A 19,078-nucleotide genomic window follows, 5' to 3' on the forward strand; every position below is an offset into this window, starting at 1 on the left:
TCGCGCGAGAGGCGGCGCGAGCGCGGAGGCACGGGCATTGATGTGGCGCGCCCTCATGAAACGCGCAGCCGCTTTCCTTCTCCTCATCGCTTGCAACACCTCGCCGTCGGAAGAGCCGACCTCCACCCTCGCGCCCTCGACGCCCGCGGACACGTGCGACGAGGCGCGGTTCGCCGGCACGTTCGACTTCCCCGCCGCCGTGCATCGCGGCGACACGCCGTACTGCGAGGCCGTCGCGGATGGGTGGAACGAGACCGAGCGACCGCGCAGCCTCTCGTTCTGGCGCAACGCCGACGGGACCTGGTCGAGCGCCGACGTCGGCGAGCCCGAGGCCGGCGCCGCCGACTACACGCTCGACACGACGGCGTGCGCGCTGCGCTCCGTCGCGCCGAAGAGCGCCGAGCCGCGAGACCTCGTGGTCGCGGCTCCGGTCTCCGTCGTGACGACGGTGACGCTCACGCCCGGCGGCGTCGCGATGGAGCGCACGCAGAGCCACGCCGCCGCGTCGAGCCTCCCGGACCTGCTGTGCCGGATCCGAGCCGTGACCGAGGGCGTTACCCGAGCTTGAACTGCAGCGGCAAGAGCTCCGCGAGGTGGACCACCTTGCCGACCTCGCCGTCCTTCGCGCCGAGGCCGACGAGGGCGATCGGGAGGTCCTTCGTGAACTCGGCGAGGACCTGGCGGCAGATGCCGCACGGAGCGGCGGGCTGCTTGCCCTGCGTGACGACCGCGAGCGCGACCGGCTTCGACTCGCCCGCGGCGATCATCTGCATGACCGCGCCGCGCTCGGCGCAGATCGTCGCGCCGAAGGAGGCGTTCTCGACGTTGCAGCCCTCGAAGACCTTGCCGCTCTTCGTCCGCAGCGCGGCGCCGACCTTGTATTTCGAGTACGGCGCGTGCGCGTTCTTGCGGACCTTCTTCGCGCGCTGCACCAGCTCGTCGAGGATCGCCGCGTCCTTCTTCGAAGGCTGCTTCTTCTTCATGCGGCGCTCGCGAGGATCCAGCCGCGGAGGAGGCGCTTCAGGTCCTCGCGTCGCGCCTTCGCCGTCTCCTCGACCTCGGCGTGGTTCAGCTCCACCGGCGAGATGCCCGCGGCGAGGTTCGTGATGCAGGAGAGCGCCGCGCACGGCACGCGCATGTGGCGGAGCGCGATCACCTCCGGCACCGTGCTCATCCCCACCGCCTGCGCGCCGAGGACGCGAAACATGCGAATTTCTGCAGGTGTCTCGTAGGCGGGGCCGATGCCGCCCGCGTAGACGCCCTCGCGGAGCTGGATGTTCTCCTTCGCCGCGACGGCCGCGAGCTTCGCGCGCAGGTCCTTGTCGTACGCGTTCGTCATGTCGGGGAAGCGCGTGCCGAGCGACTCCTCGTTCGGGCCGAGGAGCGGATGCGGGTACATCATGTTGATGTGGTCGGTGATGACCATGAGGTCGCCCGGCGCCCAGCCGTCGGCGATGCCGCCCGCGGCGTTGGTGATCAGCACGCACTTCACGCCGAGGCGGGCCATCACGCGCACCCCGTGCACGACCTGCCAGACCGGGTGGCCCTCGTAGAGGTGCACGCGGCCCTGCATGCAGACGACCGGGACGTCGTCGACGCGGCCGAAGCAGAGGTTGCCGGCGTGGCCGATGACCTTCGGCGGCGGGATGTTCGGGATCTCCGCGTACGGGATCTTCTCGAGCTCCGTCAGCGAGTCGGCGAAGCTGCCGAGGCCGCTCCCCAGCACCACGCCGACCTTCGGGGCGACGTTGGTGCGCGCGCGAACGGCGGCGAGGGTCTCGTCGAGGCGCGCGACGATGTTCTGCTCCATGGGGAGCGAACCTATCACGGACGACTGTATTTGCGCGCGAGCGCGTCGCAGACGACGGCCGGCGCGTAGCGGCTCACGTCGCCGCCGTGGCTCGCGATCTCGCGCACGAGCGAGGCGCTCACGAAGCCGTGGCGCGTCCGCGTGGGGAGGAACACCGTGTCGATCCTCGGCTCGAGGTCCGCGTTCGCGTGCGCGATCTGGAGCTCGTATTCGAAGTCGGTCGTGACGCGGAGGCCGCGGACGATGACGCCGGCGCCCTTCTTCGCGCAGTACTGGATGAGGAGGCCGTCGAAGCTGTCGATCGCCACGTTCGGGAGGTGCGACGTGATCTGCTTCAGGAGATCGACGCGCTCGGCGTGCGTGAAGAGCGGGTGCTTCGTCGGGTGGACGCCGATCGCGACGATGACGTTCTCGAAGAGCGTCGCCGCGCGCTCGATGAGATCGAGGTGACCCAGCGTCGCGGGATCGAAGCTGCCCGCGTAGACGGCGATGCGCGCGCTCACTTCGCGGCGCCCTTGCTCTCGTTCGGCGGCGGCTTCGACGCGTTCGGCGGAGGCTTCGGCGCCGGGGCTGGAGCCGGCGCCGGCTCCGGGCTCGGCGGCGTGGCGGTCGGCGGCGCGAGCCGCGGCGTCTCGATCCTCGTCGGCGGGGCGGCGTTGTCGGGCGGCGGCTGCGGCGGGACCGCGCCGGCCGGCGGGGGCGGCGGCTCCGGCGCGCCGCCCATCACCGTGGGATCGAGCTCCATCCAGAGCCACTTGCCCTCGTCGGCGAAGGTCATCCGGAAGATGGAGAGGAGACCCGCGCCCGCGATGCCGCCGAAGTCGACGTCGAAGCTCGCCTTGTAGTCGCTCGTCGACGGGCCCGTCACGCCCGGGAACTGCGAGAGGTCGAGCTCGCCCAGCTTGAAGAACGGGAGCGGGCCCATCTTCCACGACGGCGGCGCGCCCGGCTCCGAGTGCCACGTCGAGATGTCGGCGCCCGAGCGCTTGAGCGTCGCCTCGTCGAGCGCCATCGGATAGAACGCCGACGAGTCGACGAAGAGGAGCGTCTGCCCCTCCGGCTTGTTCGACACCTGCGCGCGCAGCATCATCGCGCCGCCCTTCGCGTAGACGACGGGCATGCGGACCGCGGTCGGCGGCGCCGGCGGCTCGTTCTTGCGCACGACGAACTGCGAGCCGTGGCGATCGATCGTCGTGTGCATGCGGCGGAGGAGGTTCACGCCGAGGAGCGCCTTGATCGTCCCGCCGAGCTGGCGCGAGATCGCGGAGAGGTCGTAGGTGAGGGCGGGGACGTCCTTCACCTCGAAGTTCTCGCCGAAGCGGAGGTTGACCCAGGCGGGCTCCTTGCGGCTCGACGAGTCGATCATGACCTCGCCGAAGTTCGTCGCGACGAGCGCGAGGATGCGCTCGCCCTCGAGCTCGCACGGGACCACGAGCGCGGGACCGCCTTGCGGCATCTCGATCGCGGAGACGACCCCGCCCTCGAGCGCGAAGGGGTGCCGGCCGTGACCGCGGCGCGCGAGCTTCGCGACGTCGCGCGCCCACGGGTCCTTCACGAGCGGGTCGCGCAGCATGTCGTCGAGCTCGTCGGCGGCGCGCTCGATGTCGCCCGCGTACCAGAAGGCGCGGCCGCGCACGCCCTTCGCGTCGGCGCCCTCGAGGCCCTCGCTCTGCTTGATCGCCTCTTCGAACTCGAGCTTCGAGAGCGCGATGCGCGCGGCGGTGAGGCGCGTCTCGCGGTCCTTCGGCGCGGCCTTCAGCGCGCCGTCGATCGCCTGCGTCGCGTCCTCGAGGTCGCCCGCCTTGAAGCTCAGCTTCGCGCGGGTGAGCCACTTGTCGGCGAGCTGCGAGCGACCGGGGGACGCGGCGTCCGGACCGTCACCGCAGGCGGCGCACACGAAGAGGACGGAAGGGACCAGGCTCAAGAGGAAGCGTCGCATGGGAATCTCTCACTCGATCCGCAGGATGCGGTCGGCGCGGAGCTCGCGCCGGCCACGACCGGGGAGCTGATAGCCGATCACCCGTGGGGGGTCGAGCCCCAGGTCGATCGCCGTGATCATCATGCGGAGCGGCTCGGCGGGGCGGGCCCGGGCGCGGTAGACCACCGTACACTCCCGCTTCGCGTCGAGGGCTTCTTTGCATTGTGCAAGGACGTGCTCGCGGACCTGCTTCTCCGCGATGCGCACCTGCCACAGGTCCCGCGGCGTCGACGGGTCGAGCGCGGCGCAGCACCGGGCGAAGACCTCCCGCAGCGCGCGGACGTCGGCGTCGGCGCGGTGCGCGCGGCCGGCGTCGATCCCGAAGTGGGCGCGCAGCGCGTCGAGCGAGTGTTTGTCGAGCCCGAACGCGCGGCGGGAGAGGTTCAGCGTGTCGAGGTAGTGCTCGATCGTGAACCGATGCGCGGCGCGCTCCATCTCGGCGCGGAGGAACGCGACGTCCCACCAGGCGCCGTGGGCGACGAGGACGGCGCCGCCGAGCAGCGCGGCGACGCGGTCCGCGAGCTCGCGCCACGTGGGCGCGCGCGCGATCTCCTCCGCCGCGATGCCGTGGATGTGGACGTTGCCGGACTCCCCGCCGTCGGGGCGGACGATCTCGTGCATTCGGTCCACGACCGCCTCCCCGACGACGCGCTCGATGCAGACCTCGAGCACGCGATCGCGCTTCGGGTCGAGCCCCGTCATCTCGAGGTCGACGAACGCGAGCGGCGCCTCCGCGAGCGGCAGGTCCCACGGCGGACCCGGCGGCGGCGCGTTCTTCGCGCTCACACGCGCTCGACGCACATCGCGATGCCCTGTCCGACGCCGATGCAGAGCGCGGCCATCCCGCGCTTCGCGCCCCCTGCCTTCATCGCGTGGAGGAGCGTGACGAGGATGCGGCAGCCGCTCGAGCCGATCGGGTGGCCGAGCGCGATCGCGCCGCCGCGGACGTTGACCTTCGCCGGATCGAGCTCGAGGCCGCGCACGCACGCGATCGCCTGCGCGGCGAAGGCCTCGTTGAGCTCCACGAGATCGAGCTCGCCCGCGCTCCATCCCGCGCGCGCGAGCGCCTTCTTGCCGGCCGGGATCGGCCCCTCGCCCATGAAGCCCGGCTCCACGCCCGCGGTCGCGGACGCGACGACGCGCGCGAGCGGCTCCTGGCCCGAGGCCTTCATCGCCTCTTCGCTCATCACGAGCACGCCGGACGCGCCATCGTTCAGCGGCGAGCTGTTCCCCGCCGTGACGCTCCCGCCCTTCTTGAAGACCGGCTGGAGCTTCGCGAGCGCGGCCGCGGACGCGTCCGCGCGCGGCGACTCGTCGGTCGCGACGACGACGGGATCGCCCTTCCTCTGCGGGATCTTCACGGGCGCGATCTCCGCCTCGAACGCGCCGGCCTTCTGCGCCGCGATCGCTTTTTCGTGCGAGGCGAGCGCGAACGCGTCCTGCTCCTCGCGCCCGATCTTCCATTTGTCGGCGACGTTCTCCGCCGTCTCGCCCATCGAGTCGAGGCGGAAGCGCTCCGCCATCTTCGGGTTCTCGAAGCGCCAGCCGAGCGAGGTGTCGAAGACCCGCGGCGGCGTGCGCGGGAACGCCTCGTCGCTCTTGCCGAAGACGAAGGGCGCGCGCGTCATGCTCTCCACCCCGCCCGCGATCACGCACTCGGCGTCGCCGGTCGCGACGCGGCGCGCGGCGTCGGCGACGGCTTCGAGGCCGCTCCCGCAGAGGCGGTTCACCGTCACCGCGGGCACGGCGTAGGGGAGGCCGGCGAGGAGCGCCGCCATGCGCGCGACGTTGCGGTTGTCCTCGCCGGCCTGGTTCGTCGCGCCGAAGACGACGTGGTCGACGCGCTTCAGCACCTCGACGTCGCGGTGCTCGAGGAGCGAGACGATCACGTGCGCGGCGAGGTCGTCCGCGCGGACGCTCGCGAGCGCGCCGCGGTGCTTGCCGATCGGGGTGCGGAGGCCGGCGACGAGGTAGACGGGGCGCATCACGGGATCACCGCCTGGCCGTCGACCCACTTGTAGAAGCCTTCGCCGGTCTTCTTCCCGAGCTTGCCGGCGCGGACCATCGTGCGTAGGAGCGGCGGAGGACGGAACTGCTCGCCGATCTCCTTCGTGAGGTGATCGAGGATCGCGAGGCGCACGTCGAGGCCGACGAGGTCGGTGAGCTTGAGCGGGCCCATCGGGTGGCGGTAGCCGAGCTCCATTCCGCGATCGATGTCGGCCGCGCTCGCGACGCCGGCCTCGAGCATCCGCATCGCCTCGCAGCCGAGGATGACGCCGAGGCGCGAGGTCGCGAACCCGGGCACGTCGCGGACGACGATCGGCGTCTTGCCGAGGCTCTTCACGAAGCCGAGCGAGCGCGCGAGCGTGTCCTCGCTCGTCGCGAGGCCGCGCACGACCTCGACGAGCTCCATCACCGGCGGCGGGTTGAAGAAGTGGAGGCCGATCGTGCGCGGGGCGACCGCGAGCTTCGCGCCGAGCTCGGTGATGCTGAGCGAGGACGTGTTCGACGCGACGAGCGCGTTCTTGTCCGCGTGCGGGAGCACCTCCGAGAGGACCGCGATCTTCAGCGCCATGTCCTCCGGGATCGCCTCGATCACGACGTCCGCGCCGGCGCAAGCGTCGGCCGCGGTCGTGGCGGCGGAGAGGCGGTTGAGGGCGCCAGCCCGCACGTCGTTCGTGATCTTGCCCTTCCCGACGAGCTTCTCGAATTGCGCCGCGATCGCGCCGACCGCCGCTTTCGCGCGGCCCTCCGCGGCGTCGAATACCCGTGTGGTGTGGCCGCTCTGGGCGGTGACCTGGGCGATTCCTTGTCCCATCGTGCCCGTCCCGAGGACGGTGACCGTGAGGCTGATCGTGCTCATGACATTACTTTCTTTCTTCCAGCGGCCGCGCGACCATAGCCTAACCCCGTGGCGCGAGTCCTCTTGGTCGACGACAGCGCGAGCGCGCGAGCCCTCCTCGGGGTACGCCTGCGCGACAAGGGCCACGAGGTCGTCGACGTCGGGCAGGCCTCCGAGGCGGCGGAGCTCGCGCTCGAGCGGCCGCCGGACGCGGTCATCACCGATCTCTGGATGCCCGGCATCTCGGGTCTGCTCCTCTGCCGCCTCCTCCGCGCGGAGCCCGCGACGCAGCACGTGCCGGTCGTGCTCCTCACCGCGTCGGACGATCGCCGCTCACGCTTCTGGGCGCGTCACGCCGGGGCGGCCGCGTACGTCACGAAGACGGAGATCGATCGGCTCATCGACGTCCTCTCCGATCTCACGTCGTCGCCGAAGACGCGGCCGCCGCCCGCGGTCGCGCCGCCGCTCGTCACGCGCGGCAACGTGCAGGAGCGCCTCTCGCAGCTCCTCGATCAGTCGCTCTTCGAGTCGACGATCGCGGGCGAGGTCCGCGCGCTCGCGCAGAAGGCAGAGGAGCTCGAGGCGCTCTTCGAGGGGCTCGCCGCGCTCGCGTCCGACGTGTCGGGGTACCGCTGGCTCGCGCTCGCGACCGATCGCACCGCGCCGATCCAGGTGAAGTACCCGACGCGCCTGATGATCCACACCCACCCGGACCTCCGCGACGTCGCGGAGCGCGAGGCGCGCGACGCGCTCGACGTGCAGCTCCCGACCGAACGGCGCAAGCCGGCGGAGGGGGACGCGTTCGTGATCGCCGACAAGCGTCCGGTCGAGGCGGAGTGGTCGACGCCGCCGATCCTCCTGCCGGTGCGCTTCGGCGCGCAGCAGATCGGCAAGATCGCGATGTCGCCCTCGCGGCGCGGCGCTTCGCACGACGATCGCCGCTTCGTCGCGCTCCTCGCGAACGACCTCGGCGGCCCGCTCCGCATGGCCGCCCTCGTCGCGGAGGCGAACCGCCTCGCGTCGACCGACACGCTCACCGGGCTCCTCAACCGCCGCGCGTTCGTGGAGCGGATCGAGAAGGCGCGCGAGGCGAGCGCGACGCAGCTCTTCCCGATGAGCATGCTCTTGCTCGACGTCGACCACTTCAAGAAGGTGAACGACACGCTCGGCCACGACGCCGGCGACGCGGTGCTCCAGGGCGTCGCGCGCGTGCTCTCCGCGATCGCGCGCAAGAGCGACTTCGTCGCGCGGTGGGGCGGCGAGGAGTTCGTCCTCGCGCTCTCGCAGACGGCGGAGGCGGGCGCGCGCGTCGCGGCGGAGCGCGTCCGCCGCGCGATCGCGGACGCGAAGTACGTCCTCCCGAACGGCACCGAGCACCGCGCGACCGCCTCGGTCGGCCTCGCGAGCGCCGAGAGCGGCGACTGGCAGCTCGACGACCTCCTCGGCCGCGCCGACAAGGCCATGTACGCCGCAAAGCACCGCGGCCGGAATCGCGTGGAGACGGCGTGATCGGCCGCGTGACGCGTCACTCCGTCCAGATTTCGCCCTTGGCGCCGTCGATGGTGACGAGGGAGCCCTTCGCGAGGACGAGGTCTTCGGAGCCGCCCATCGAGTCGCGGAGGATCGTGAGGCTGCCGCCGCTCGTGTAGTCGACGCGGAGCTGGGAGCAGCTCGCGATGCAGGGCTTGCCGAGGCTCCGCGCGACGATGGCGGCGTCTCCGGTGATGCCGCCGCGCGTGGTCAGGATGCCGGCGGCGGCCTTCATGCCGGGGACGTCCTCCGGCGTCGTCTCGATGCGCACGAAGATGACCGGCTTGCCCTCGCTCGCGAGCGCGACCGCGTCTTGCGAGTGGAAGACGATCTGCCCCGTCGCCGTGCCCGGGCTCGCGCCCATGCCGCGCGCTACCAGCTCCTTCGGCATGTCAGCTCTCCGCCTCTTCCGCTGCTTCCAGCTTCTTCGACGACGTCCGGTCCTCGTCGTCGTCGTCGTCGTCTTCTTCCTCCTGGACGTCGGTCGGCTGGAGGTGGACCAGCGAGTTGCCGCACTTGCACTTCTTCGGGACGTGGCGCTTCGCGTAGACGCGCTCGCAGCGCGGGCACACGCGCGCGTCGGGCTCGTAGCTGATCGTCTTGCCCGTCTGCGCGCAGCGCTTGCCGACGACCTGGAGCGGCTCGAGATCGAGCTTCTGCCCCGCGTGCTCCGGCGCGGAGGGGAGCTTCTCGAGCGTCTCCTCCGGGACGTCGACGCGACGCGGGACCCGATCCTGCGCCTCGCGGATGATCCAGCCCACCGCCTCGGGGTGCGCCTTCACCGAGACCTTGAAGGTCCAGTCGACGTTGGACTCGTCGCGACCCGCGACGACGAGCGAGAGCGAGCCGGCCTCGAACGTGATCTTGTCGATCCCCCACCACGGCATGCGGCGGAGATCGCCCTTCTCGACCGAGATGCCGGGCGCGCCGACGCGGACGGGGTTCTCCGCGCTCGTGCCGAGCCAGATCGTCGCGCCCATCAGCACGGCGCCGGCCGCGATGACGTACGACGGGATCGCCTTCGTCGCGTCGTCGTTGAAGCTCTGACCGTAGAAGTAGGCATAGAGGCCGGCGCCGAGCGCGAGCGCCGCGATCGCGCCGAGGCCCTTCACGAGCGCGGGGCTCGTCGACGACTGCGAGACGAAGCGACGCTCTTGCCGCTTCGTCCCGCCGCGCTTGTCCTTCTTCGAGGTCTTCCCGGTCTTCTTCTTGGTCGCCATTCTCGTCGCTCGATGCGTCTTAGCCGGCCTCGTCCTCCGCCGCTACTTCGACAGGAGCGCGAGAGCCTCCTTCACGAGGTCGGTGAGCGCGGCGCCCTCCGCGATCCGCGGCGCGAGCTGCTCCACCGCGCGATCGGCCTCGCTCTGCTTGTAGCCCATGTTCACGAGCGCCCGCGCGAGGACGTCGCCGTGGCTCGACGCCGGCGGCGCCGCTGCGGCGGCCTGGCCCTTCGCTCCGGCCTTCGCCGGCGGCGCGGCGTGGAGGATCGAGAGCTTGTCCTTCAGCTCGAGGAGGAGGCGCTCCGCCGTCTTCTTCCCGATGCCGCTGATGGAGGTGAGCTTGCCGAGCTGCTTCTGCGCGATCGCCTGTCCGAGCTCGTGCGCGGGGAGCGCGGAGAGGACCGAGATCGCCGTCTTCGGCCCGACGCTGCTCACGCCGATGAGGGTGCGGAACGCGACGCGGTCGCCCTCCGAGGCGAACCCGAAGAGCGAGAAGACGTCCTCGCGCACGTGGGTGTGGACGAAGAGCGTCACGCGCCCGTCCGCGTCGGCCGCCGCGCGCCCGATCGTGCCGAGCGGCGTCACGAGCTCGTAGCCGACGCCGTTCACGTCGATGACGGTCGTGCCGTCGTCCTCCTCGATCACCTTGCCGGTCAGGCGGCCGATCATGCCGGCGCGACCATACTCTAGTTTCGGCGACGGCGACGGCGGAGCGACACGCCGAGGAAGCCGAGCGCGACCGCGAGCCACGCCGGCGAGGCGCGCCCCGTCGTCGTCGTGCAGCCGCCGTCGTCGCCGTTCGCGCGCCGGATCGCCTCCGAGCGCGGCGCGGTCCCCGCCCCGTCGCACCCGTCGAAGATCGGGCACTGCGGCTCCCCGATCTCGGCGGTGACCTGGCGCTGGCGCGTGAGCGGCGACTGATCGGCCGTCGCGCGGAGGAGGAGGTCGTGATCGAGCGCGGCGCGGGAGAGGTCCGCGCGCATGCGCGTCACGCGCTCGGCGCCGGGCACGATGCCGGCGAAGAGGACCTCGAGATCGGCGCTCCGCGCCTCCGCCTCCTGCGCCTCCGGATCGAGCGCGCCGGCGTCGCTGACGGGGAGGTAGCTCCGCTCGTACCGCATCTGGTCGTCGATGAGCGTGCGCGGCAGCTGGGTGGAGCTCTCGACCTCCCAGACCCGGCCCCCGCCGTCCGCCGTCTTCTTCGCGCGGAGGTCGGTGTAGTTGCTCTTGCTCTCCGCCCAGCTCCACACGAGCTCGTTCGCCTCGATGACGAACGAGCCGAAGTTCTGCGGCTCGTAGCGGCCCTCGGCGACGACCCAGAGCGTGATGCCGACGTTCGCGCCGGCGCCGGCCGCGACCATGCGGAGCGGCAGCGCGACGTTCGCGCCCTTCGTCGTCACGCGCACCGGACGCATGTCCTGGACGCCCTTCCCGGGCACGAGCTTGAGCGCGAGGAAGTTGAAGTGCTCGCCCTGGTACGCCGCGACGACGGGCTTCACGTCGTCCGGCAGCGCGTACCTGTTCTGCGCGAGCCAGTCGATGAGCGCGTTCGGATCCGTCGCCTTCAGCTGCACGGTGTCGTAGGGACCCACGACCTCGCGCTTCAACACCTCGACGCCGCCGTTCCCGGCCTGGTCCGGAGACGCGGATGCGCGCGCGGCTCGCGAGCAGCCCGAAGGGCGCGGCGGGCAGTTCGTCGGCGGCGGCAGGATGACGGTCTGCGTGTTGCTGTCGAGCGTCGCGAACAGCGCGTCCGACGAGACGCCGACCTCGATCTGGCCCGCGAACGGCAGCACCCACGCGAAGCTCTCCGGCGCGCCCTGGTAGCGGATCTGATCGTAGAGCGTGGACTGGTCGCGCGACACGGCGAACACCATGCGGTGATCCGTCACCACCGTGGGCGTCTCCGGCGGAGCGAAGCAGCCGCCGCACGCCTCCGCGGGGCGCTCGCCGGCGAGCAGGATGGCGGCGGCGAGACCTGCGACGAGCACGACGTGTTTCATGAACCCTCCCTTTCAGTCGTCCTTCGCGCCTTGCGCGATCCAGCGTCGAACGGTGTCCCGCGCGGCGACGTCGAGCGGCTCTTCTCCGCGCGGCATCGAGTCTCCGCACGTTCCATCCTTGCACTGTGCGTCGAGGACGCAATGGCTCCCATCCATCTTCCGCATCAGGTAGCTGCTCCGCGGGTCGCCCGGCTTCACGAACGGCATCGACGGGAGCTGGCCCGAGGCCACGTCGACGAGCCCGGCGCGGATCGTCGACGCGTTCTCACCGCCGAGGAACACGCCGTTCGGATCGCCCGCCGTCGATCCGTGGCACGTGCTGAACGCGCAGCTGTTCGCGAAGATCGGCTTCACGTCGTTCTTCAGGCTGACGGGGACGTTCGGATCGAACGACGCGGGAGGCGTGTAGTCCCTGCACTGCTCCTCGCCCGGACAGCCGGGCGCGGCGGCGAGCGTCGTGGAGAGGAGAAGGAAGGACGCGAGCGAAGACCAGAGACGCATGCGACTACGAGCGGCGGCGCCTCCGCACGGCGCGGCCCATCACGACGGCGAGGAAGCCGAGCGCGACGCTCACGCTCGCGTTCACGCGCGACGTCGCCGCGCGGCAGGTGAACGTACCGTCGGTCTCGTTGCCGCTCGACTTCGCGATCGCCTCGTCGCGCGGGAGCTGCTCGCCGGTCGCGTCGCAGCCGCGGAAGACGGGGCAGAGCGGCTGACCGTTCTCGAGCTTCGGCTGGCGCGTGCGCGGCACCTCGGTCTGATCGGACGACGCGCCGACGGTGAGGTCGTTCGCGAGCGCGGCGCGGGTGAGGTCGGCGCGGAGGCGCGTGACGTGGAGCGTCCCTCCCGTGAGGCCGGCCTCGAGCACGTCGTAGTCCTCGTCCTCGACCTGGGCCGCCGTCTTCTCGATCGCGCCGGTCTGCTCGTCCTTGACCTCGAGGTAGTCGCCGCCGGCGCCGAACGCGCCGCCGCCGATCGCCGCGGAGCGCGCCGCGCTCGCGATCTGGGCGCGGAACGTCGCGATCGAGCTCTCGACCTCCCAGACCTTGCCTTCACCTGCCGTCGTCCTCTCTGCGCGGAGGTCGCGGTAGTTGCTCGTGCCGGTGGTCCAGTCCCAGGTGATCTCCTCGTCGCGGATGACGAAGGACTCGAAGTTGGTCGTCTGGAAGCGGCCGTTGCTCACGACCCAGAGCGTGATGCCGACGTTCGCGCCGGTGCCCGCCGCGACCATGCGGAGCGGGAGCGCGACGTTCGAGCCCGGCGTCGTGACGCGGACCGGGCGCATCGACTGCACGCCCTCGCCGGGCCGGAGCCGCAGCGCGAGGAAGTTGAAATGCTCTTTCGTGTACTGTGCAATGATCGGCTTGATGTCGTCGGGGACGACGTACTTGTTCGCGGCGAGCCAATCGAGCACCGCGGCGGTGTCGTTCTCCGTCGTCGGCTGGAGCTGCACGGTCTGGTAGGGACCGACGACCTCCTCCTTGATGACGGAGACGCCGCCGTCGAGGCTGCCGCCGGAGAGGCCCCCGCTGCTCGAGCCCGAGCCCGCGCTGTCCAGGTCGCGCGTGCACTCGGCGGGGGGCCGCGGGCAGTTTCGCGGCGGCTCCTGGATGACGAGCGACGTGAGCGTGTCGAGCCCGTTGAAGAGCGAGTCCGCGCTGATGCCGACCACGGCCGCGCCGCCCTGCGTGATGGGGAGGATCCACGCGAACTCGCTCGGCGAGCCCTGATAGCGGATCTGGTCGTAGAGGGTCGACTGCTGCGCGGAGACCGTCATCACCATGCGATGGTCGGTGACGATCGACGCTTGCTCGCCCTGCGGAGGGAAGCAGCCGCCGCAGGCTTCGGCGGGCGGCGTGTACGCGAGCATGGACACGGCGACGGCGGCGCAAGGAGCGAGGAGACGCAGGCGCATGGAGCCCTCCGAAGGAGGTGATCCATAGCATGCGAGGGCGCGGATGAGTTTTCTTGCCCGCCGCCGACGGCCCGGGGTAGAACCGCCGCACTTTCTAGCTTGAGCTTTCTCCCGCGGCGCGCACACCCCTGGTGTCCGCGCCGCGCGTGTTTGCGGGGCGCAACATCGCGGCGGCGAGGAGGCAGAGCGCCGGGCTCGTGACGACGTGGTAGCGGTCTTCGCCGAAGAACACCGCGTGCGTCAGGGCGGTCGACGCGACGAGCACCACACAGAAGAGGAGCGCGGGCTCGGCGCGGGGGCGGCCGGGGAGGGGGACGAGCGGCAGCGCGCAGCCGGCGACGACGAGCGGCCACACGATCGGCGTCCCGGCCGACATCCCGAGCCAGCCGGCGGCGACGGCGGCGAGCGCGAGACCAGCCTGCACGTAGAGGCCGAGCCCGCGCCTCCGCACGAGCGCGACGAACGCGAGCGGCATCGCGACGACGAGCAGGCGATGCATCGTGCTCGTGACCTGGCGCCAGCGCACGCGGCGCTCCTCCGGCCACGCGCTCGGCCGCGCCTCGCGGAGGTACTCGACCTGGAACGACTCGTGGTCGAACGTGAACGACAGCTTCGCCGGCACGAGCGCGAGCCATCGCCCCGGCGCCGCGGTGACGTTCGCGATGCCGTAGTGGAGCCAGCAGCGGTCCTGCTGCACCTGCCCCGTCACCTCGCGGCATCCGTCCGACGAGCGCAGCGTCTCGAAGCGCCCCGTCGCGCGCGGGAACGATCCGATCGCGAGGTTCCATCCCGCGTTGGTGCTCACGAGCGCGCAGCCGTCCATCACCGCGCAGTTCCGCGCCGACCACGGGAGCACCGGCGCGAGCGACATCGCGGACCCCACCGCCGCGGCGACGGCGCGCGATCGCCACGAGCGGTCCTCGATCGCGAGCGCGAGGAACGGCGCGCAGAGGAGCGCCTGCGGCCGTACGAGCGCGCCGAGCCCGAGCACGATCGCGCCGCCGCCGATCGCGACGAGCGGCCGGTGCGACGCGCGGAGCCGCAGCGTGACGAGGAACGCCCCCATCACCGTGAGCGCGGCGAGCATCTCGCCCATCACGAGCGCGCCGTAGAGCACCATCCCGGGGTGCAGCGCCGCGACGACGCCGGCGGCGACGGCGCGCGCGTGGGTGGTGAAGGTCGCGCGCGCGAGCTCGTACACGACGACGACGACGAGCGCGCCGGTCAGCGAGTTCGCGAGCTGCGCGACCCAGGCCTTGCTCCCGAGCACGACGTAGAAGAGCGCGAGGAACGCGCTGTAGCCGACGGGGTAGTGGCACCACGGATGCCACTCCGTGACGCCGTTGACGACGCGGTCGTCGGAGTACCCGTGCCCCTCCGCGATGCGGCGCGCCCCGAAGTCGTAGTAGTGCCCGTCCCAGACCGGCTCCCCGGCGAAGAGGCGCGCCGCCACGAACCGCAACACGAACGCGACGACGAAGAACAGAGCCGGATGCAGGTATCGCCGCGCCGCCATCACATCCGAGTCGAGACGGCCTGCAGGTTATCAGGAGACTTCGCGTTCGCGCATCCGGCGCATGTACGTGCGCTGGACCTGGGCGGGGTCGAGGCGGAGGTACTTCGCGAGCTCGGTGACGAAGCCGCGGACGTAGACGACGGCGGGGAGCTGCTCGTAGCTCTCCTCCTCGAGCGCGACGAGGTGCACCTTCGAGATCTTGGTGCGCGCGCTGATCTCCGCGACCTCGATCCCCTGCGACTCGCGCACCTTGCGCAGGAGCGGGCCGGTGAACTCGGTGTCGGGTCCGATCTCGCGCTGGAGCTCCCCCTGCAAGAGGAGCTGCTCCGCCGCGAGGGCGGGGCGCGGCGGCGGCATCGACGCGGGCTGCTCCGGCTCCGGGAACATCGAGAGGTCGTAGGCGCGGCGGCGGACGGGATCGAGGAGCGTGTCGTGCGCCTCGTCGATGCGCGCCTGCGCGCCGCCGAGCTCGTGCTCGTCGAGGAGCGACGACGTCGCGAGGCCGCCCGTCGCGTAGATCTCGCGCTGCCGCTTGAAGGCGCGGCGGATCTCCTCGTCGTTCGCGGCGCGGCCGATGCCGAGGACGGTGTAGTGGTCCGGCGGCGCGAGCGCAGGCAAGAGCGGCGGCGGGGCTTCGCGCGGCTCCATCTTCGCGGAGGTGGTGAGCGCGACGACGCGGCGCGCGATGCGCTCGATGTTGCGCGCCGCCTTCGACGTCGGAGAGTCGACGAGGATGGGGCGCTTGCGGCGGACCGCGAGCCACACCGTGTCGTCGTGCTCGATGTGCCCGAGCTCCTCGAGCGCGAGGCCGTAGTGCGCGCGCGCGAGCGAGCTCATCGCGCTCGCGAGCTCGAGGTCGGTGCGCACGCGCGTCTGGTTCACGGCGAGGTAGAGCCGCATGCGATGCGCCTCCGCCCAGCCCAGCTCCGCGAGCGAGCGATCGCTCTTCGCGAGGATGCGCAGCAGATCGAGCGGCGAGGGCAGGCGGCCGATCTCCTTGATCGCGCGATCGACGAGGGAGAGGCGGAAGCGATCCTTCGCGAGCGAGCGGCGGAGGCGGCGGCGGTAGGCGGCGCGGACGAAGCGGTAGGTCGCCTCGATCGCGGGCGGCTCCGGGACGGTGACGCAGATGCCGATGTCGGCCGCGAGCATCATGTCGAGCGCGAGGTGCGAGTGGCCGGGGCCGACGTCGATGACGAGGTAGTCGGCGGGGAGCGCGCGGAGGCGCGAGAGCCAGCGCGCCTTGCGCCCGGCGCGGAGCTGGAGCGGCGGCTCGATCGCGTCGTGCGCGCCCGGCAGGATCGAGAGGCCGGGCACGTTCGTGGCGACGAGCGACTTCGCGAGCTCCTTCTCCGTCTCGTCCGGGGTGTGGACCGCGGCGGAGAGGCCGAACTGCGCGTGGATGTTGGCGCCGGTCGGATCGAGGTCGACGAGGATGACGCTCTTGCCGAGCTGCGCGAAGTACACCGCGAGGTTCTGCGCGACGAGGCTCTTGCCCGCGCCGCCGCGGCCGCCGCCGACGACGAGCATGCGCCGCGCGCCGCGCGCGTTCTCGATCTCCGGATCGAGCTCGAGCGACGGCGGCGGCAGCGATGGCGGCGGGAAGCTCTCGTTGCTCACGACGTGGCCTCAGGTCCCGCCGGCGGCGGTGCGCGCGAGGTGGGCGCGGCGGAGCAGCCCGAAGATGCGCGCCGCGAGCTCCGTCGTGCGGAACGGCTTCGGCAGGAAGTCGTCGCCGCCGCACGCGAACGCGTCGACGACGTCGCGCGAGGTCGGCTTGCTCGAGAGGAAGAGGACGGGGATGTCCGCGATGCGCGCGTTCGCGCGGACCTTGCCGACGAAGGCGCGCGGATCGCTCGCGGGCAGCCGGAGGTCGAGGACGATCGCGTCGAACGACTCGTCCTCGAGGCTCTCCTCCGCGAGGGCCGTCGTCGCGACGAGCTCCACCACGAGCCCCATCTCCGAGAGCACCGCGCGGAGGTCCTCCTCCGCCGCGCCCTCGCTGTCGACGACGAGCACGCGCGCGCCGAACGGGACGCGGCTCGACTCGAGCGCGCTCGTCGACGGCAGGTCGTCGAGGCGCCGCGAGCGCGGGGGCGCGTCGCTCACCGACGCCGGCGGCGCGCTCGGCGGCGCGACGGGGACCTTCGCCGACGAGACCGGCGGACGCGAGACGGGGCGCGAGGCGCGCATGTGCTCGCTCCGCGCGCTGACGAACCCGACGAGCCGGTCCCAGTCGCGGCGCTCGAAGGTGAGCGCCATCCCGGCGGCGCCCTTCGTCCCGCGCGCCGCGGCCGCGGTCGCGCGCTTCTTCGAGCCGATCTCGAAGATCGCGAGCACCCACTCGCCGTCGTTGACGGCCTCGCCCTGCGGGAGCGCGAGCGATCCCCCGGCCCCGGACAGCGCCGCGGAGAGCTCCGCGACGCTTTCGTAGCGGAAGATGACGCTGCGCATCGAGGCCTCCTTTAGCCGCTACCGCTAGGACACGCAAACTTGGTAAGCTGCCGCCCAAATCCCATGGCAGCGAAGGCGATATCCGCTCTGATTCTCGGCGCTTTTGCGCTGTCCGGCGCCGAGTGCGGCAAGTCCACCGAGGATCCGACGAAGGAGAAGCCCGGTCCTGACGCCCCGATCGTGCAGCTCGAGGGCATCGACACGGGCGCGCTCACGCAGCGGGAGAAGAAGGAATGGAGCTCTTACGTCTCCGAGTTCCTCTCGCCCTGCCAGAGCGTCCCCGTCTCGATCGCGCAGTGCGTGAAGGACAAGCGCGACTGCGACAAGTGCGCGCCCGCCGCGAAGTTCGTGATGAAGGGCGTGAAGGACGGCATGAGCCGTGAGCAGGTCGAGAAGAGCTACAAGAACCGCTTCGACCCCGCGATGATCAAGAACGTCCCCGTCGACGGCTCGCCGTCGAAGGGGCCCGAGAACGCGCCGATCACGTTCGTCGAGTTCGCCGATTTTCAGTGCCCGCACTGCGGCGAGACGGCGCCGTTGCTCGAGAAGATGTTCGAGAGCCGCAAGAACGACGTCCGCTTCGTCTTCAAGTTCTACGTCCTCGGGAAGTTCCCGAACTCCGAGAACGCCGCGCGCGCCGCGATCGCGGCGGGCAAGCAGGGGAAGTTCTGGGAGATGCACAAGCTGATCTTCGCGAACCAGAGCCGGCTCGATCAGGCCGGGCTCGACGCGCTCGCGAAGCAGCTCGACCTGAACGTCGAGCGGCTCCACGCCGACATGCAGCTCCCCGAGACGCAGGAGCGCATCAACAAGGACCACAAGCTCGGCGAGGACCTCAAGCTCGAGGGGACGCCGACGATCTACATCAACGGCCGCCACTTCGACGGGCGCCAGGACATGGACGAGTGGCTCAACCTCGAGCTCCAGATGATCGGCAAGCAGCCGACGCCCGCGTCGTCCGCGCCCCCATCCGACGCCGGCGCCGCGAAGGCCGCCGACGCGGGCAAGGACGCCGCCCCCGCCCCCGCCCCCGGCGACGCCGGTAAGCGGTGACGCGCGCCGTCTCCGACGGCTGCGGGTGCTTCCCGACAGGGCGGCACTACCCCGGCATCGCGCACCTGCTCAAGGTCGTCATCCGCGGCCTCGCGGAGGGCTTCGCCGCCGACGTGCCGTGGCAGGAGATCGACGTCGCGCTCCTCGACGTCGAGACGACGGGCCGTGACGCGTCGGTCGATCGCGTCGTCGAGGTCGGCATCGTCGTCGGTCGCAACGGCGAGGTAGTTGCAAGATACAACTGGCTCATCCACCCCGGCATGCCGATCCCGGCCGAGGTGACCGCGATCCACGGCATCACCGACGAGATGGTGAAGGACAAGCCTCGCTTCGAGGAGATCGCCGCCGAGATCGCGGCCGCGCTGAAGGGCTGCGTGCCCTCCGCGTACAACGCGCTCTTCGACCGCGCCTTCATGATGAGCGAGTTCGCGCGCGCGAAGGCGGACACGATCGGCGTCGCGGCGCTGCAGCGCGACGTCGAGTGGGTCGACCCGCTCGTGTGGGCGCGCGACATCCAGCACGATCAGAAGTCGCGCGCCCTCGGCGACGTCGCCGAGCGCCTCGGCGTGAAGCTCGAACAGGCGCACCGCGCGAGCGACGACGCGGAGGCCGCGCTCCGCGTCATGTACGCCCTCGGCCGAGATCCACGGGTTCCGCGCGCTTACGGCGCGCTCGTCCAGGAGCAGCGGCGGCTCTCGCAGGCGCAGGCCGATCAGCGCCGCATGTGGCGCTCGTAGAAGCTGGTCTGTAGCGAAAC

The 19,078-nt window shown here is 71.5% G+C and carries 20 protein-coding genes; 4 read left to right on the top strand and 16 right to left on the bottom strand.

What is annotated here, in order from left to right; all coding sequences use genetic code 11:
• Positions 1 to 55 precede the first annotated feature (55 nt).
• Positions 56 to 568 (top strand): hypothetical protein, encoded by a 513-nt coding sequence (locus KF837_23725; GenBank protein MBX3230352.1) that lies wholly within the window; start codon positions 56 to 58, stop codon positions 566 to 568.
• On the opposite strand, the gene cdd is transcribed toward KF837_23725, so the two are convergent.
• The 7 genes from cdd to KF837_23760 are packed head-to-tail and all read right to left on the bottom strand — an operon-like array spanning position 555 to position 6,651.
• Positions 555 to 983, bottom strand: coding sequence for a cytidine deaminase (cdd, locus tag KF837_23730; protein ID MBX3230353.1), 429 nt, complete (start codon positions 981 to 983; stop codon positions 555 to 557). The genes KF837_23725 and cdd overlap by 14 nt on opposite strands.
• On the bottom strand, positions 980 to 1,810 hold the full coding sequence (locus KF837_23735; protein ID MBX3230354.1) for a purine-nucleoside phosphorylase: 831 nt from the start codon (positions 1,808 to 1,810) through the stop codon (positions 980 to 982). The genes cdd and KF837_23735 overlap by 4 nt, the downstream gene beginning before the upstream one ends.
• Positions 1,811 to 1,824: 14 nt before the next feature.
• Positions 1,825 to 2,313 (bottom strand): pantetheine-phosphate adenylyltransferase, encoded by a 489-nt coding sequence (coaD, locus tag KF837_23740; protein MBX3230355.1) that lies wholly within the window; start codon positions 2,311 to 2,313, stop codon positions 1,825 to 1,827.
• The gene (locus KF837_23745) at positions 2,310 to 3,749 is read right to left on the bottom strand and encodes a hypothetical protein (protein MBX3230356.1); all 1,440 of its coding nucleotides are present in this window, start codon (positions 3,747 to 3,749) and stop codon (positions 2,310 to 2,312) included. Before KF837_23745 ends, coaD begins: the two co-directional genes overlap by 4 nt.
• A 9-nt stretch (positions 3,750 to 3,758) precedes the next feature.
• A complete protein-coding gene (locus KF837_23750) occupies positions 3,759 to 4,574 on the bottom strand; it encodes a 3'-5' exonuclease (GenBank protein MBX3230357.1) in 816 nt (271 codons plus the stop codon).
• Positions 4,571 to 5,773, bottom strand: coding sequence for an acetyl-CoA C-acyltransferase (locus tag KF837_23755; GenBank protein ID MBX3230358.1), 1,203 nt, complete (start codon positions 5,771 to 5,773; stop codon positions 4,571 to 4,573). The genes KF837_23750 and KF837_23755 overlap by 4 nt, the downstream gene beginning before the upstream one ends.
• Complete coding sequence (locus tag KF837_23760; protein ID MBX3230359.1) at positions 5,773 to 6,651, bottom strand: 3-hydroxyacyl-CoA dehydrogenase family protein; 879 nt, start codon at positions 6,649 to 6,651, stop codon at positions 5,773 to 5,775. Before KF837_23760 ends, KF837_23755 begins: the two co-directional genes overlap by 1 nt.
• 48 nt (positions 6,652 to 6,699) lie before the next feature.
• Here KF837_23760 and KF837_23765 point away from each other — a divergent pair, with 48 nt between their 5' ends.
• The gene (locus KF837_23765; GenBank protein ID MBX3230360.1) at positions 6,700 to 8,139 is read left to right on the top strand and encodes a diguanylate cyclase; all 1,440 of its coding nucleotides are present in this window, start codon (positions 6,700 to 6,702) and stop codon (positions 8,137 to 8,139) included.
• A gap of 16 nt (positions 8,140 to 8,155) precedes the next feature.
• Here KF837_23765 and KF837_23770 read toward each other — a convergent pair whose 3' ends face one another.
• From KF837_23770 to KF837_23810, 9 genes are all read right to left on the bottom strand, one after another.
• Positions 8,156 to 8,551 (bottom strand): hypothetical protein, encoded by a 396-nt coding sequence (locus KF837_23770; protein MBX3230361.1) that lies wholly within the window; start codon positions 8,549 to 8,551, stop codon positions 8,156 to 8,158.
• A gap of 1 nt (position 8,552) precedes the next feature.
• Complete coding sequence (locus KF837_23775) at positions 8,553 to 9,380, bottom strand: hypothetical protein (GenBank protein MBX3230362.1); 828 nt, start codon at positions 9,378 to 9,380, stop codon at positions 8,553 to 8,555.
• A gap of 42 nt (positions 9,381 to 9,422) precedes the next feature.
• Positions 9,423 to 10,049 (bottom strand): Holliday junction branch migration protein RuvA, encoded by a 627-nt coding sequence (gene ruvA / locus KF837_23780; protein MBX3230363.1) that lies wholly within the window; start codon positions 10,047 to 10,049, stop codon positions 9,423 to 9,425.
• A gap of 17 nt (positions 10,050 to 10,066) precedes the next feature.
• The gene (locus tag KF837_23785; protein ID MBX3230364.1) at positions 10,067 to 11,383 is read right to left on the bottom strand and encodes a DUF2330 domain-containing protein; all 1,317 of its coding nucleotides are present in this window, start codon (positions 11,381 to 11,383) and stop codon (positions 10,067 to 10,069) included.
• A 12-nt stretch (positions 11,384 to 11,395) separates the two neighbouring features.
• Positions 11,396 to 11,884: a hypothetical protein gene (locus KF837_23790; GenBank protein ID MBX3230365.1), complete on the bottom strand. Its 489-nt coding sequence runs from the start codon at positions 11,882 to 11,884 to the stop codon at positions 11,396 to 11,398.
• Positions 11,885 to 11,888: 4 nt separating this feature from the next.
• On the bottom strand, positions 11,889 to 13,298 hold the full coding sequence (locus KF837_23795) for a DUF2330 domain-containing protein (protein ID MBX3230366.1): 1,410 nt from the start codon (positions 13,296 to 13,298) through the stop codon (positions 11,889 to 11,891).
• Positions 13,299 to 13,392: 94 nt separating this feature from the next.
• The gene (locus KF837_23800) at positions 13,393 to 14,814 is read right to left on the bottom strand and encodes a glycosyltransferase family 39 protein (protein ID MBX3230367.1); all 1,422 of its coding nucleotides are present in this window, start codon (positions 14,812 to 14,814) and stop codon (positions 13,393 to 13,395) included.
• Positions 14,815 to 14,844: 30 nt separating this feature from the next.
• Entirely contained in the window at positions 14,845 to 16,344 is a 1,500-nt protein-coding gene (locus KF837_23805; GenBank protein ID MBX3230368.1) for a helix-turn-helix domain-containing protein, read from the bottom strand.
• Positions 16,345 to 16,443: 99 nt separating this feature from the next.
• Positions 16,444 to 17,268 carry a response regulator transcription factor gene (locus KF837_23810; GenBank protein MBX3230369.1) on the bottom strand — a complete coding sequence of 275 codons (825 nt, stop codon included), beginning with the start codon at positions 17,266 to 17,268 and terminating at the stop codon, positions 16,444 to 16,446.
• Between the two features lie 63 nt (positions 17,269 to 17,331).
• Here KF837_23810 and KF837_23815 point away from each other — a divergent pair, with 63 nt between their 5' ends.
• A complete protein-coding gene (locus KF837_23815; protein MBX3230370.1) occupies positions 17,332 to 18,321 on the top strand; it encodes a thioredoxin domain-containing protein in 990 nt (329 codons plus the stop codon).
• Complete coding sequence (locus KF837_23820; GenBank protein ID MBX3230371.1) at positions 18,318 to 19,058, top strand: 3'-5' exonuclease; 741 nt, start codon at positions 18,318 to 18,320, stop codon at positions 19,056 to 19,058. Before KF837_23815 ends, KF837_23820 begins: the two co-directional genes overlap by 4 nt.
• Positions 19,059 to 19,078: the final 20 nt, after the last annotated feature.

This window comes from Labilithrix sp. (assembly GCA_019637155.1).
In the GTDB taxonomy this organism is placed as follows: domain Bacteria; phylum Myxococcota_A; class Polyangia; order Polyangiales; family Polyangiaceae; genus Labilithrix.

What these genes read in the sequence shown, in the direction of transcription:
- KF837_23725 (MBX3230352.1), top strand. Translation starts at nt 56, where the DNA reads ATGAAACGCGCAGCCGCTTTCCTTCTCCTCATCGCTTGCAACACCTCG.
- cdd (MBX3230353.1), bottom strand. Translation starts at nt 983, where the DNA reads ATGAAGAAGAAGCAGCCTTCGAAGAAGGACGCGGCGATCCTCGACGAG.
- KF837_23735 (MBX3230354.1), bottom strand. Translation starts at nt 1,810, where the DNA reads ATGGAGCAGAACATCGTCGCGCGCCTCGACGAGACCCTCGCCGCCGTT.
- KF837_23745 (MBX3230356.1), bottom strand. Translation starts at nt 3,749, where the DNA reads ATGCGACGCTTCCTCTTGAGCCTGGTCCCTTCCGTCCTCTTCGTGTGC.
- KF837_23755 (MBX3230358.1), bottom strand. Translation starts at nt 5,773, where the DNA reads ATGCGCCCCGTCTACCTCGTCGCCGGCCTCCGCACCCCGATCGGCAAG.
- KF837_23760 (MBX3230359.1), bottom strand. Translation starts at nt 6,651, where the DNA reads ATGAGCACGATCAGCCTCACGGTCACCGTCCTCGGGACGGGCACGATG.
- KF837_23770 (MBX3230361.1), bottom strand. Translation starts at nt 8,551, where the DNA reads ATGCCGAAGGAGCTGGTAGCGCGCGGCATGGGCGCGAGCCCGGGCACG.
- KF837_23775 (MBX3230362.1), bottom strand. Translation starts at nt 9,380, where the DNA reads ATGGCGACCAAGAAGAAGACCGGGAAGACCTCGAAGAAGGACAAGCGC.
- ruvA (MBX3230363.1), bottom strand. Translation starts at nt 10,049, where the DNA reads ATGATCGGCCGCCTGACCGGCAAGGTGATCGAGGAGGACGACGGCACG.
- KF837_23785 (MBX3230364.1), bottom strand. Translation starts at nt 11,383, where the DNA reads ATGAAACACGTCGTGCTCGTCGCAGGTCTCGCCGCCGCCATCCTGCTC.
- KF837_23790 (MBX3230365.1), bottom strand. Translation starts at nt 11,884, where the DNA reads ATGCGTCTCTGGTCTTCGCTCGCGTCCTTCCTTCTCCTCTCCACGACG.
- KF837_23795 (MBX3230366.1), bottom strand. Translation starts at nt 13,298, where the DNA reads ATGCGCCTGCGTCTCCTCGCTCCTTGCGCCGCCGTCGCCGTGTCCATG.
- KF837_23800 (MBX3230367.1), bottom strand. Translation starts at nt 14,814, where the DNA reads ATGGCGGCGCGGCGATACCTGCATCCGGCTCTGTTCTTCGTCGTCGCG.
- KF837_23805 (MBX3230368.1), bottom strand. Translation starts at nt 16,344, where the DNA reads ATGCTCGTCGTCGGCGGCGGCCGCGGCGGCGCGGGCAAGAGCCTCGTC.
- KF837_23810 (MBX3230369.1), bottom strand. Translation starts at nt 17,268, where the DNA reads ATGCGCAGCGTCATCTTCCGCTACGAAAGCGTCGCGGAGCTCTCCGCG.
- KF837_23815 (MBX3230370.1), top strand. Translation starts at nt 17,332, where the DNA reads ATGGCAGCGAAGGCGATATCCGCTCTGATTCTCGGCGCTTTTGCGCTG.